Origin of the sequence: Marinobacter sp. RI1 (genome assembly GCF_041155085.1) — a bacterium.
Classification (GTDB): Bacteria; Pseudomonadota; Gammaproteobacteria; order Pseudomonadales; family Oleiphilaceae; genus Marinobacter; species Marinobacter nauticus.
Window position 1 is genome coordinate 1,072,314 of sequence record NZ_AP031605.1, and the last position, 15,780, is coordinate 1,088,093.

The window sequence follows — 15,780 nt, forward strand, 5'->3', positions numbered from 1 at the left end:
CCGGTGCATTGGCACCGGCGCGGTGGTTTCCGCTTACTCGATTTTGATCTGGTTGCTTGCCAGCAGGCTATCAATAAACTGCTCGGACGACTGCCCGTCCATGCTGACTCCACTCAGAACAATGGATTGGTTTGCGTTGTCTGTGTTGTTATCGAGAGTGCCTCCGGTATTTACGTAGATGACCGTGTCGCCGTCCTCTTCCTGGGCCATCAAATAATTGCTTATAGACGCTGCGTCTGCGTCATGAAGTAAGTCGGTAAAATTCAACTGATCGCCGTCTCCAGCTCCTGTATATCCCTGATTATCCAGTGCGAAATCGGTAATGACGTCTTGAGTCGGGTCAGCATCGGAGGCGTCCCCCAGCTCCCACTGGAAGACATCGGCACCCATGCCTCCAGTGAGTACATCGCTGCCCGTACCACCGATCAGGGTATCATTGCCGGCGCCGCCAAATAGATAATCGTTCCCATCGCCACCAGATAGCGAATCGTTGCCAGTGTAACCCCGCATAAGGTCGTCGGACGCCGCCCCCTGCAGTGTGTCATTCCCTTCTGTACCCGAAGTGGTATTGTTTGTTTGGGTAATGGTGACCGACAGGGTATCCGTAACCGATGCGGAATCATCGTTGGCGGATTCTGTTGCTGTTGCGGTAATCGTAAGCTGGACGTCACCGTTGTAATCAGCCGGAGGCAGTAGTTGCAGGTTTTCCAGGTCGCCGCTGACGAGGCTCCATGATCCATCCGCGTTCAGCGTTCCCGCAGACAACGCACCTCCAGCCGGAACACCCGCAATAGTGATCAACAGGGTTTCGGATCCGTCCGGGTCTGCCAATTCAGCTTTGATGGCCAGGTCAACGGGTACACCAAAACTGCCGGCTACATTCGGGAGGGCGAAACTCGGAGCACTCAGTGTCAGAGACGAATCCTTATTCTGATCTCGTCCATTCAAGACCAGCCACTGGAACTGGTACTGCCCGCTTTCGCTTGCCGTGAAGCTCTGACTGCCGGTTGCACTCTGGTCCGGATATTTGTTTTCGGAGGAGTCAACCAGGATGGTTTCCCGCACCCCTGATGGGGAGGTCACCACCAACGCAACGATATCATTGTACCCTTGAGACACTTCTGAACTGGTGTCTTCGCCGTTAATAAACGTGTAGTCCCAGCTGATTTCGGTGCCGGCAGCAAGCTTGTAGCTGGACTCTGTCAGTTTGCCATCCTGGATGTTAACGGTTCCGGAATCATTGACACCCGTTCCTGAGGGATCAAACCGGTTGTTCAGGTAGTTCTGGGCGACATTCAATTCGCTCTCCAGAGCTTCCCTTGAAATGCCATCACCTGAATTGAAAGCATCAGGGTCAACAACGGTGTCGGATGAGCCTGTTGCAATCGTTGTTTCGCCGATCTGGGCACTTACGGCATCGTGCACACTGAGGGTTGGTGCGCTAGCTACAGGCTTCACATCCAGAGTGACCGTGGCGGTATCGGTACCACCACGGCCATCACTGGCGGTGTAAGTGAACGAGGCGTTACCGGAGTAGTGTTCATCCGGGGTGAATACTATGTTGCCGTCGCCATTAATAGAGACTGTTCCGTTGGTGGCACTCTGAACACTTTGGATCGTCAGGATGTCTCCATTACTGTCGCTATCGTTGCCCAACAGGACGGCTGGATCAATTTCGAGGGTCTGGTTTTCGTTTACTACCAAAGCCGGATTCTCGCTACCATGGCTGGCATGCTGAGAGCCGAATATTTCGTAGGCGCCATCTTGCTCCCGGAGCTCGATACGCAACTGCGCTGCGCCACCCTGATCCCAGTAAACGATTTCCACTGAATGAGGGCCATCTCCCGTCAGTGTGAACTCGCTGCCCGTGCGGGTGTTCGCGCCCTGATTACCATTGTATTCGGCAACCGTCTGGCCATTAACCTCAATTCGATAGCCATCATCTGCACGCACCCGGAACTGGTAGGTTCCAGCCTGCAGTTCCAGATTGCCGGTGAGCTTCACGATGGCATCTGAACTGTTTTCGGGATCTGTGCTTAGCGAGCCGGCATCGTCTTTGAGGAACGACTGAACTTTACCGTTGCCGCCAAGATTTCCGCTCACAGAGCCATAGTCGATATTGCTACCGATAAAGGTGGCATCGGCCTCATTGGCGACAATGAAGGCTTTGACCTGGGCAACATTGGAGAGGTTGCCTCCGTCACTACCCTGAGCGTAAGCATAGTACTCCCCGAGCAGCCCCGGAACCGTTCCATCACCGAAGCTATCTGCCTGTGCTTCTGGTGCAAGGTTCTTGTCTAGCAGATCGATGTCAGAATCCGATACCGACTGACCGTTGCGATCAATCGCATTGGCACTGACAGAAATCTGACCGTTTTCAAGGCTGCTGATATCCAGATCATTCAGTGTATACGAACCGTCTGCCCCTACCGTCGCGGTGGTATTTACCACGTTGCCGGCGGAATCCGTAATCGTGATGTTGACCTGTTCGTTTGGCGCAACGTCCGCCGTGGTACCCGACAGATCAATGGTCTGGTTACCGTTATCGATGTTGGCAATGGCCACGGTGAGATCACCGGCGGTGGCATCCAGGGAGCCGTTGGTCGAATCAGCCACGGCGTTGCCGTTGCGGTCCTGGGCGGACGCTTCGACGGTCAAAGCACCGTCGACCAGACTGGAGATGTCCACGTCAGTCAGAGTGTAGGAGCCATCGGCACCCACGGTGGCGGTGGTATTAACGACGTTGCCAGCGGCATCGGTGACGGCGATGTCGACCTGTTCATTCGGGACCACGTCGTTGGTGGTACCGGACAAGTTAACCGTTTGCGTCGCGTTATTAACGATGTCGAGAGATACCGTCAGGTCGCCGGCAGTCGCATCAAGGATGCTAGTGGTTGAGTCATTGACGGCATTGCCGTTGCGATCCTGAGCCGTGGCTTCGACCGTCAGATTGCCGTCGACCAGGCTGGAAATGTCCACGCCAGCCAGGGTGTAGGAGCCATCGGCGCCCACGGTGGCGGTGGTATTAACGACATGGCCATCGGCGTCGGTGATGGTCACATCAACCTGGCTGTTTGGTGCCACGTCCGTGGTAGTACCGGACAAGTTCACGGTTTGCGCCGTGTTGTCGATGGTGTCGACAGAGACGGTCAGATCACCGGCGGTGGCATCGAAGGTGCCGTTGGCCGAGTCACTCACAGCATTGCCGTTGCGATCCTGGGCCGTGGCTTCGACCGTCAGGTTGCCATCGACCAGGCTGGCAATATCCACGCCGGTCAGGGTGTAGGCACCGTCGGCGTCGACAGTAGCGGTGGTATTAACGACGTTGCCAGCGGAATCGGTGATGGCCACGTTAACCTGGCTGTTTGGTGCCACATCCGTGGTCGAGCCGGACAGATCGATGGTCAGGGTACCGTTATCGACATTGGCAATGGCCACCGTTAGATCACCGGTGGTGGCATCGAAGGTGCCGGTTGCCGAGTCAGTGACAGCATTGCCGTTACGATCCTGCGCGGACGCTTCCACGGTCAGGTTGCCATCGACCAGGCTAGCGATGTCCACGCCGGTCAGGGTGTAGGAACCATCGGCGTCGACGGTGGTGGTGGCATTGACGGCATTACCAGCAGAGTCGGTGATGGTAATCGCAATTTGTCCATTTGGCGCCACGTCCGTGGTGGTGCCGGACAGGTTCACGGTCTGCGCGGTGTTGTCGACGGTGTCGACAGAGACGGTCAGATCACCGGCGGTGGCATCGAAGGTGCCGTTGGCCGAGTCACTCACAGCATTGCCGTTGCGATCCTGGGCCGTGGCTTCCACGGACAAGTCGCCATCGACCAGGCTGGAAATGTCTACGCCGGTCAGGGTGTAGGCACCATCGGCACCGACAGTCGTGGTGGTGTTGACGAGATTGTCAGCGGAATCGGTGATGGTCACGTTAACCTGGCTGTTTGGTGCCACGTCCGTGGTCGAGCCGGACAGATCGATGGTCTGGTTACCGTTATCGACATTGGCAATGGCCACGGTCAGATCACCGGTAGTCGCATCAAGTGAGCCTGCCGCCGAGTCGGAGACAGCGTTGCCGTTACGGTCCTGAGCCGTGGCTTCCACGGACAAGTCGCCGTCGACCAGGCTGGAGATGTCCACACCGGTCAGGGTGTAAGCACCGTCGGCACCGACAGTCGTGGTGGCGTTGACGACATTGCCAGCAGAGTCAGTAATTGTGACGCTGACTTCTTCATTCGGCACCACATCGGTCGTGGTGCCGGACAAGTCAACGGTTTGCGCTGTGTTATCGACGGTGTCGAGAGACACGGTCAGATCACCGGCGGTGGCATCCAGGGAACCGTTGGCGGAGTCAGTGACGGCGTTACCGTTACGATCCTGAGCTGTGGCTTCGACCGTCAGGTTGCCGTCGATCAGGCTGGAAATGTCCACGTCAGTCAGAGTGTAGGAGCCATCAGTTCCCACAGTGGCGGTGGCGTTGACAACATTGCCTGCGGAATCGGTGATGGCAATGTCGACCTGTTCATTCGGCGCCACGTCCGTGGTCGAGCCGGACAGATCGATGGTCTGGTTACCGTTATCGACATTGGCAATGGCCACCGTTAGATCACCGGTGGTGGCATCGAAGGTGCCGGTTGCCGAGTCGGTGATGGCATTGCCGTTGCGATCCTGCGCGGACGCTTCCACGGTCAGGTCGCCGTCGACCAGGCTGGAGATGTCGATACCGCTCAAGCTGTAGGCACCATCGGCGCCCACGATGGCGGTGGCAGTGACCGTGTTACCCGCGGAATCGGTGATGGTGACGCTGACTTCTTCATTCGGCGCCACGTCCATGGTGGTGCCGGACAGGTTCACGGTTTGCGTTGTGTTGTCGATCGTGTCGACAGAGACACTCAAGGCACCGGCGGTGGCATCGAAGCTGCCAGTGGCCGAGTCGGAGACAGCATTGCCGTTGCGATCCTGAGCGGACGCTTCCACGGTCAGGCTGCCATCGACCAGGCTGGAGATGTCCACGCCGGTCAGGATGTAGGCACCATCGGCGTCGACAGTAGCGGTGGTATTAACGACGTTGCCAGCGGAATCGGTGATGGTCAGGTTAACCTGGCTGTTTGGTGCCACGTCCGTGGTGGTACCGGACAGGTTCACGGTTTGCGTTGTGTTGTCGATCGTGTCGACAGAAACACTCAAGGCACCGGCGGTGGTATCCAGGGAGCCGTTGGCCGAATCACTCACGGCGTTGCCATTACGATCCTGCGTGGACGCTTCCACGGTCAGGTCGCCATCGACCAGGCCGGAGATGTCCACACCGGTCAGGGTGTAGGCACCATCGGCGCCGACGGTGGTGGTGGCATTGACGGCATTACCAGCAGAGTCGGTGATGGTAATCGCAATTTGTCCATTTGGCGCCACGTCCGTGGTGGTGCCGGACAGGTTCACGGTCTGCGCGGTGTTGTCGACGGTGTCGACAGAGACGGTCAGATCACCGGCGGTGGCATCGAAGGTGCCGTTGGCCGAGTCACTCACAGCATTGCCGTTGCGATCCTGGGCCGTGGCTTCCACGGACAAGTCGCCATCGACCAGGCTGGAGATGTCGACGCCGGTCAGGGTGTAGGAGCCATCGGCGCCCACGATGGCGGTGGCGTTGACCACAATGCCGGCGGAGTCGGTGATGGTCACCTCAATCTGGCTGTTCGGGGCGACGTCGGTGGTGGTGCCGGACAGGTCAACGGTTTGCGCCGTGTTATCGACGGTGTCGACAGAGACGGTCAAGGCACCGGCGGTGGCATCCAGGGAACCGTTGGCCGAATCACTCACGGCGTTGCCATTACGATCCTGCGTGGACGCTTCCACGGTCAGGTCGCCATCGACCAGGCTGGAAATGTCTACGCCGGTCAGGGTGTAGGCACCATCGGCACCGACAGTCGTGGTGGCGTTGACGACATTGCCAGCAGAGTCAGTAATTGTGACGCTGACTTCTTCATTCGGCGCCACATCGGTCGTGGTGCCGGACAAGTCAACGGTTTGCGCGGTGTTATCGACGGTGTCGAGAGACACGGTCAGATCACCGGCGGTGGCATCCAGGGAACCGTTGGCGGAGTCAGTGACGGCGTTACCGTTACGATCCTGAGCTGTGGCTTCGACCGTCAGGTTGCCATCGACCAGGCTGGAGATGTCTACGCCGGTCAGGGTGTAGGCACCGTCGGCGTCGACGGTGGTGGTGGCATTGACGGCATTACCAGCAGAGTCGGTGATGGTAATCGCAATTTGTCCATTTGGCGTCACGTCGGTGGTGGTGCCGGACAGGTCAACGGTTTGCGCCGTGTTATCGACGGTGTCGACAGAGACGGTCAGGGCACCGGCGGTGGCATCGAAGGTGCCGTTGGCCGAGTCACTCACAGGATTGCCATTGCGATCCTGGGCCGTGGCTTCCGCGGACAAGTCACCGTCGATCAGGCTGGAGATGTCCACACCATTCAGGGCATAGGAGCCATCGGCGCCCACGATGGCGGTGGCAGTGACCGTGTTACCCGCGGAATCGGTGATGGTGACGCTGACTTCTTCATTCGGCGCCACGTCCATGGTGGTGCCGGACAGGTTCACGGTCTGCGTTGTGTTGTCGATCGTGTCGACAGAGACACTCAATGCACCGGCGGTGGCATCGAAGCTGCCAGTGGCCGAGTCGGAGACAGGGTTGCCGTTACGATCCTGAGCTGTGGCTTCGACCGTCAGGTTGCCGTCGACCAGGCTGGAAATGTCTACGCCGGTCAGGGTGTAGGCACCATCGGCACCGACAGTCGTGGTGGCGTTGACGAGATTGCCAGCGGAATCGGTGATGGTCACGTTAACCTGGCTGTTTGGTGCCACGTCCGTGGTCGAGCCGGACAGATCGGCGGTCTGGTTACCGTTATCGACATTGGCAATGGCCACGGTCAGAATACCGGCGGTGGCATCCAGGGAGCCGTTGGCGGAGTCAGTGACGGCGTTGCCGTTACGATCCTGAGCTGTGGCTTCGATCGTCAGGTTGCCATCGACCAGGCTGGCGATATCCACGCCGGTCAGGGTGTAGGAGCCATCCGCACCGATGGTGGCGGTCGCGTTCACGACGTTGCCAGCGGAATCGGTGATGGTCACCTCAACTTCGCTGTTCGGGGCCACATCCGTGGTCGAGCCGGACAGATCGATGGTCTGGTTACCGTTATCGACATTGGCAATGGCCACCGTTAGATCACCGGTGGTGGCATCGAAGGTGCCGGTTGCCGAGTCGGTGATGGCATTGCCGTTGCGATCCTGCGCGGACGCATCCACGGTCAGGTCGCCGTCGACCAGGCTGGAGATGTCCATGCCTGTCAAGGTGTAGGCACCGTCAGCGTCGACGGTGGTGGTGGCATTGACGGCATTACCAGCAGAGTCGGTAATGGTAATCGCAACTTGCTCATTCGGCGCCACGTCAGTGGTAGTACCGGACAAGTTCACGGTTTGCGCCGTGTTGTCGATGGTGTCGACAGACACGGTCAGATCACCGGCGGTGGCATCCAGGGAACCGTTGGCGGAGTCAGTGACGGCGTTACCGTTACGATCCTGAGCTGTGGCTTCGACCGTCAGGTTGCCGTCGATCAGGCTGGAAATGTCCACGTCAGTCAGAGTGTAGGAGCCATCAGTTCCCACAGTGGCGGTGGCGTTGACAACATTGCCTGCGGAATCGGTGATGGTGATGCTGACTTGCTCATTCGGCGCCACGTCCGTGGTGGTGCCGGACAGGTTCACGGTCTGCGCGGTGTTGTCGACGGTGTCGACAGAGACGGTCAGATCACCGGCGGTGGCATCGAAGGTGCCGTTGGCCGAGTCACTCACAGCATTGCCGTTGCGATCCTGGGCCGTGGCTTCCACGGACAAGTCGCCGTCGACCAGGCTGGAAATGTCTACGCCGGTCAGGGTGTAGGAACCATCCGCACCGATGGTGGCGGTCGCGTTCACGACGTTGCCAGCGGAATCGGTGATGGTCACCTCAACTTCGCTGTTCGGGGCCACATCCGTGGTCGAGCCGGACAGATCGATGGTCTGGTTACCGTTATCGACATTGGCAATGGCCACCGTTAGATCACCGGTGGTGGCATCGAAGGTGCCGGTTGCCGAGTCGGTGATGGCATTGCCGTTGCGATCCTGCGCGGACGCTTCCACGGTCAGGTCGCCGTCGACCAGGCTGGAGATGTCCATGCCTGTCAAGGTGTAGGCACCGTCAGCGTCGACGGTGGTGGTGGCATTGACGGCATTACCAGCAGAGTCGGTAATGGTAATCGCAACTTGCTCATTCGGCGCCACGTCAGTGGTAGTACCGGACAAGTTCACGGTTTGCGCCGTGTTGTCGATGGTGTCGACAGAGACGGTCAGATCACCGGCGGTGGCATCCAGGGAGCCGTTGGCGGAGTCAGTGACGGCGTTGCCGTTACGATCCTGAGCTGTGGCTTCGACCGTCAGGTTGCCGTCGACCAGGCTGGAGATGTCCATGCCTGTCAAGGTGTAGGAACCATCGGCGCCGACGGTGGTGGTGGCATTGACGGCATTACCAGCAGAGTCGGTGATGGTAATCGCAATTTGTCCATTTGGCGCCACGTCCGTGGTGGTGCCGGACAGGTTCACGGTCTGCGCGGTGTTGTCGACGGTGTCGACAGAGACGGTCAGATCACCGGCGGTGGCATCGAAGGTTCCGTTGGCCGAGTCACTCACAGCATTGCCGTTGCGATCCTGGGCGGTGGCTTCCACGGACAAGTCGCCGTCGACCAGGCTGGAGATGTCCATGCCTGTCAAGGTGTAGGAACCATCGGCGTCGACGGTGGTGGTGGCATTGACGGCATTACCAGCAGAGTCGGTGATGGTAATCGCAATTTGTCCATTTGGCGCCACGTCCGTGGTGGTGCCGGACAGGTTCACGGTCTGCGCGGTGTTGTCGACGGTGTCGACAGAGACGGTCAGATCACCGGCGGTGGCATCGAAGGTGCCGTTGGCCGAGTCACTCACAGCATTGCCGTTGCGGTCCTGGGCCGTGGCTTCCACGGACAAGTCGCCATCGACCAGGCTGGAGATGCCGACGCCGGTCAGGCTGTAGGAACCATCGGCACCGACAGTCGTGGTGGCGTTGACGACATTGCCAGCAGAGTCAGTAATTGTGACGCTGACTTCTTCATTCGGCGCCACATCGGTCGTGGTGCCGGACAAGTCAACGGTTTGCGCTGTGTTATCGACGGTGTCGACAGACACGGTCAGATCACCGGCGGTGGCATCCAGGGAACCGTTGGCGGAGTCAGTGACGGCGTTACCGTTACGATCCTGAGCTGTGGCTTCGACCGTCAGGTTGCCATCGACCAAGCTGGAGATGTCCACACCGGTCAGGGTGTAGTAGCCATCCGCACCGATGGTGGCGGTCGCGTTCACGACGTTGCCAGCGGAATCGGTGATGGTCACGTTAACCTGGCTGTTTGGCGCCACGTCCGTGGTCGAGCCGGAAAGATCGGCGGTCTGGTTACCGTTATCGATGGTGGCAATGGCCACATTGAGATCGCCAGCGGTGGCATCCAGGGCACCACTGGCGGAGTCAGTGACGGCGTTACCGTTACGATCCTGCGCGGACGCTTCCACGGTCAGGTTGCCATCGACCAGGCTGGCAATATCCACGCCGGTCAGGGTGTATGAACCATCGGCGTCGACCGTGGCGGTCGCGTTCATGACGTTGCCAGCGGAATCGGTGATGGTCACCTCAACTTCGCTGTTCGGGGCCACGTCCGTGCTGGTGCCCGACAGGTCGATGGTCTTGGTACCGTTATCGATATTGGCAATGGCCACGGTCAGATCACCGGCGGTGGCATCCAGGGAGACGCTGGCGGAGTCAGTGACGGCGTTGCCATTACGATCCTGCGCGGACACTTCCACGGTCAGGTTGCCGTCAACGAGGGACGAGATGTCGATACCGCTCAAGCTGTAGGCGCCATCGGCGCCCACGATGGCGGTGGCAGTGACCGTGCTACCCGTCGAGTCGGTGATGGTCACCTCAACCTGGCTGTTCGGGGCGACGTCGGTGGTGGTGCCGGACAGGTCAACGGTTTGCGCGGTGTTATCGACGGTGTCCATGGAGACGGTCAGAGCACCGGTAGTCGCATCAAGTGAGCCTGCCGCCGAGTCGGAGACAGCGTTGCCGTTACGATCCTGCGCGGACGCTTCCACGGTCAGGTTGCCATCGACCAGGCTGGAGATGTCCACACCGGTCAGGGTGTAGGAACCATCGGCGCCGACAGTCGTGGTGGCGTTGACGACATTGCCAGCAGAGTCAGTAATTGTGACGCTGACTTCTTCATTCGGCGCCACATCGGTCGTGGTGCCGGACAAGTCAACGGTTTGCGCTGTGTTATCGACGGTGTCGAGAGACACGGTCAGATCACCGGCGGTGGCATCCAGGGAACCGTTGGCGGAGTCAGTGACGGCGTTACCGTTACGGTCCTGAGTCGTGGCTTCCACGGACAAGTCGCCGTCGACCAGGCTGGAGATGTCGACGCCGGACAGGCTGTAGGCACCGTCGGCGCCGACAGTTGTGGTGGTGTTGACGAGATTTCCAGCGGAATCGGTGATGGTCACGTTAACCTGGCTGTTTGGCGCCACGTCGGTGGTGGTACCCGACAGATCGATGGTCTGGGCATCATTATCGACGTTGCTAATGGTCACGGCGAGATCGCCAGCAGTGGCATCAAAGCTGCCGGTCGCCGAGTCGGTGACGGCATTGCCGTTGCGATCCTGTGCTAACGCTTCCACGGTCAGGCTGCCATCGACCAGGCTAGCGATATCCACGCCGGTCAGGGTGTAGGAACCGTCAGCGTCGACCGTGGCGGTGGTATTAACGACGTTGCCGGCGGAGTCGGTGATGGTCACGTTAACCTGGCTGTTTGGTGCCACGTCCGTGGTCGAGCCGGACAGATCGGCGGTCTGGTTACCGTTATCGACATTGGCAATGGCCACGGTCAGAGTACCGGAGGTGGCATCCAGGGAGCCGTTGGCGGAGTCAGTGACGGCGTTACCGTTACGGTCCTGAGTCGTGGCTTCCACGGACAAGTCGCCGTCGACCAGGCTGGAGATGTCGACGCCGGTCAGGCTGTAGGCACCGTCGGCGCCGACGGTGGTGGTGGCATTGACGGCATTACCAGCAGAGTCGGTGATGGTAATCGCAATTTGTCCATTTGGCGCCACGTCCGTGGTGGTGCCGGACAGGTTCACGGTCTGCGCGGTGTTGTCGACGGTGTCGACAGAGACGGTCAGATCACCGGCGGTGGCATCGAAGGTGCCGTTGGCCGAGTCACTCACAGCATTGCCGTTGCGATCCTGGGCCGTGGCTTCCACGGACAAGTCGCCATCGACCAGGCTGGAGATGCCGACGCCGGACAGGCTGTAGGAACCATCGGCGCCGACAGTCGTGGTGGTGTTGAAGAGATTGCCAGCGGAATCGGTGATGGTCACGTTAACCTGGCTGTTTGGTGCCACGTCCGTGGTCGAGCCGGACAGATCGATAGTCTGGGCATCATTATCGACGTTGCTAATGGTCACGGCGAGATCGCCAGCAGTGGCATCAAAGCTGCCGGTCGCCGAGTCGGTGACGGCATTGCCGTTGCGATCCTGAGCCGTGGCTTCGACCGTCAGGCTGCCATCGACCAGGCTGGAGATGTCCACGCCGGTCAGACTGTAGGAACCATCGGCGCCGACAGTCGTGGTGGCAGTGACGACATTGCCGGCGGAGTCGGTGACGGTTAGGTCAACCTGGCTGTTCAGGGCCACGTCGGTGGTGGTGCCGGACAGGTTCGCGGTTTGAGCTGTGCTATCAACAGTGTCGACAGAGACGGTCAAATCACCGGCGGTGGCATCGAAGGTGCCGTTGGCCGAGTCACTCACAGCATTGCCGTTACGGTCCTGCGCGGACGCCTCCACGGTCAGGTCACCGTCGACCAGACTGGAAATGTCGACGCCGGTCAGACTGTAGGAACCATCGGCGCCGACGGTGGCGGTGGCGTTCACGATATTGCCAGCCGAATCGGTCATGTTAATCGCAACTTGCCCATTCGGCGCGACGTCCGTGGTGGTGCCGGACAGGTTCACGGTTTGCGCCGTGTTATCGATGGTGCCGACAGAGACCGTCAGATCACCGGCGGTCGCATCGAGGGCACCGTTGGCCGAGTCAGTCAAGGCGTTGCCATTACGGTCCTGAGCCGAGGCCTCCACGGTCAGGCTGCCATCGACCAGGCTGGAGATGTCGACACCGGTCAGGCTGTAGGAGCCATCCGCACCGACGGTGGCGATGGCGTTCACGATATTGCCAGCAGAGTCGGTAATGGTAATCGCAACTTGCTCATTCGGCGCAACGTCCGTGGTGGTACCAGACAGGTTCGCGGTTTGCGCCGTGTTATCCACGGTGTAAAGAGAGACAGTCAGAGCACCAGCAGTCGCGTCGAAAGAACCGCTGGCCGAGTCGGTAACGGCATTACCGTTGCGATCTTCGCCGGTAACGGTAATGGCCAGATCGCCATCCACCAGGCCTGATATATCGACGCCCGTGAGTGAGAACGAGCCGTCATCCCCCACCGTCGCTGTGGTTGTAAGGCTGTTGTTATTGCTATCGGTAACCACAATGGTCACGGCGCTGCCTGGTGCAATATCCGTGGTCGTGCCATCCAGGCCCAGGGTCTGGCTACTGTGATCCGTGATCGTTGATGTAACAGATACGCTGCCGGCGATCAGATCCAGGGTGCCTTCTGTTGTGGCAGACACCGGATTGCCATCCGATCCTTGTGCCGAAGCCACGACGGTAACCGGGCCATCGACCAGATTCGGAAACTGGGAGATTATCGACGTAAATTTGCCATCCGGCCCTGCCGTGACTGTTTGTGAAACGGAATTCCCGTTTTGATCAGTCACGGTAACGATAATGCTGTTGCCGGCTAACAGGTTGCTGCTGTTGCCGTTTATGATCAAGTTGTTGCTGTCGCCAGTCACTTGAGAAACGTTGTCAATGGCGATACTGCCCGGTAATGGTTGGGCCTCGGCGGTAGACCCGGTCGTAACTCCACCGTCATTAGTCAGGGTCGTCTCGCTATCAAGCGACTGCAGGTTCAAGCTGATATCGGCGCCATTGATGTTCTCAACGATCCTTGCGAGGCGAACGGAGCTGCTGCCGCCCGCACTGCTACCGTCAATACCGGCTGCGGGGGCTTCTATATCGTCAAGGCTCGAGCCCAGAGCATTTTCAATGGCGGCCAGAGCCTGTGCAACGCTGCTGTCTTCCAATGAATTGTCGGCCGCTGTTGGGGCAAAATTATTGGCCAGTTCCGCGCTGGCCAGTATGGAGACGCCGCTATCGACGGTGGCTTCGTTGTTGTAGCCAAAGTCCAGCGTGACCCGCCCGTCATCAGCTGTAATCAGTCGCTCGCCCAGCATCAGTGCGTCGCCCGGTTGCAGCAGGCGGCGGCTCCCGTCGGGAGCTTCTGCCCAGGCGTTTCCGGTAACGTTAACAACGATCGCGATCGTGATGCTCATGGCGTTCCTCTATATTGCAAAACTGAACAAGCAAATGAATTTAAGAACCTTCGTAGTGTCGTTTACAGTAGACTGTCTGCCAATCGTCGCCCACTGGACTCAGGTACAGGTTGAGTAGATTTCCCGTGTTGAATTGTGAACAGTTGTAAAATTCATCCTTTTTTGCGTACTTTCTGTACAATTGTCGGCCGGTTTTGTCCGGGCAGGGTGGGCGACAAGGCGGTTAGCCTCGTAAGTTGAGCGTTGGTCAGCAGTGAACAACGTGGTGCCATGAGTCGTGTGATGATTTTGGAGTTTTTAATGGTCAGAAAGGTTTTGGAGTGCCGGGCTGTTGCGTTTGCGATCTTGGCTTGTATGACTGCGCCGGCAATCACCGCTGCGCAGACCTCTGGCAGCCAACTTGTTGCGGAGGGCAGTGTGCTGGAGGCGGTCAGAAATGCCATTGAGCACAATCCGGAAGTTCAGGCGAGCTGGCACCAGTTTCTGGTTGCCGGCCACGACAAATCGGCCGCAAAGGGGGATTACAAGCCCTCTCTGGACGCGACAGCCCGTTATGGCTGGGAGCATCGCAATTATGGCGAAGTCAGTGAGTTTGATGGCTACGATGGTCGTTTGACCCTGACCCAGATGCTCTACGATGGCTTTCAGACCCGAAGTGCCGTTCAGCGCTTTGAAGAGGAACAACTGGTCAGTTATTTTGAGCTGCTCGCCCAGATTGAAGATACCAGCCTTGAAGCCCTGCGAGCGTATCTTGACGTTAGCCGTCAGCAAGAGCTTCTGGAGCTGGCCAGGAATAATCTACAGACACACCAGGATGTGTATGAACAGGTAAGCTCAAGCGCCGAGGCGGGTGTTGCGCGAGCAGCAGACCTCGAACAGATCAATGGTCGTTTATCACTGGCTGAAGCCAATCTGTTCACGGTCGCCAGTAATTTGCACGACGTTCGGGCGCGCTATCTCAGAATCATAGGAGAAAAAGCCCCCAGTCAGCCGGATGAGGTCATGATCGGGGTTGAGCTTGTACCAGCGACTGCACAGGAGGCTATGGGTATTGCTTATGAAGCGAATCCGTCCTTCCGTGCCGCGCATCGGCAGATCCGGGCGGCAGAGGCCAGTGTTGAGGAAAGTCGCTCAGGCTTTCATCCCAAGCTGGACCTGGTGGCCAGCTATGGTCATCGCTCGTATGACGATCTGGGCTTCGACGATTCCGAGACCGATGGCCGGGTTGGTCTTGAGTTGAATATGAATCTGTATCGCGGTGGCGCCGACCGGGCCAGGGTGCGCAGCGCTTACGACAAGGTCAACGTAGCTAAAGATCTTCGTGACAAGGCCTGCGTTGATATTCGCCAGGAAGTTCAGATTGCCTTCAACGATGTGCGCAATCTGGAGAGTCAGATTCCGATTCTCAACAACCATCGGCTCTCGTCAGCGCGGGTGCGGACGGCCTACAAAGATCAGTTTGATATTGGTGAACGTACCTTGCTGGATGTGTTGGATGCGGAGAACGAATACTTCGATGCCAGCCGTGCCTATGTGAATGCAATCTACGATCAGAAACTGGCAGTGGCGCGCGTTCAGGCCGAGATGGGGCAATTGGTTGTGTCTCTGGGGCTGGTTCGAAACGGTCTTCCCTCCCTGGACGACCTTGGCGCCTCTCCGCTCCCGTTTACAGACGCCATGTGCCCGGCCGTTGAAGTGGACCAGTCGGTCCGGTTGTTGCTCGATTCCGATGGTGATGGGGTGAAGAACTATAAAGATCAGTGTCCCGGAACGCCGGCAGGCAGCAAGGTGGATATTCGCGGCTGTACCATTGCCGAACCCCCTGAGGTGGTAAAAACAATGGTGATTGAGTTCGCCAATGATTCTGCCGACATTTCGTCTGCCAGTGAGGCTTACCTGAGGGATCTCGGACAGTACCTCGTGTCTAATCCGGATGCGCAAGCGGAGATCGTTGGCCATGCTTCCAGAACGGGGGCGCCGGTTTATAATCGGGAACTCTCGATGCGCCGGGCTGAAGCGGTCGCAGAGACATTGGTTAACGACTATTCTATTGAAAGAACTCGACTAAAGCTCACAGGTCAGGGATTTTATCAGCCCCGGTTTTCCCAGCCTTCCGAGGCGGCAGTGAGCGCCAACCGCAGGGTCGATATTCGTGTTCTGCAGGCGCAAGAGGTTGCAGGAAACTGATATCTCCATTTCGGCATAGATAAGGAG

Annotated in this window: 2 protein-coding genes; one reads left to right on the forward strand and one right to left on the reverse strand. The window is 58.7% G+C overall.

Going from position 1 to position 15,780, the window contains the following annotated elements; all coding sequences use genetic code 11:
• Positions 1-33 precede the first annotated feature (33 nt).
• Positions 34-13,566, reverse strand: coding sequence for an Ig-like domain-containing protein (locus ACAM27_RS04740; protein WP_369612636.1), 13,533 nt, complete (start codon positions 13,564-13,566; stop codon positions 34-36).
• Between the two features lie 354 nt (positions 13,567-13,920).
• Here ACAM27_RS04740 and ACAM27_RS04745 point away from each other — a divergent pair, with 354 nt between their 5' ends.
• Positions 13,921-15,753: a TolC family outer membrane protein gene (locus tag ACAM27_RS04745; protein WP_236072736.1), complete on the forward strand. Its 1,833-nt coding sequence runs from the start codon at positions 13,921-13,923 to the stop codon at positions 15,751-15,753.
• The last annotated feature ends 27 nt before the right edge of the window (positions 15,754-15,780 follow it).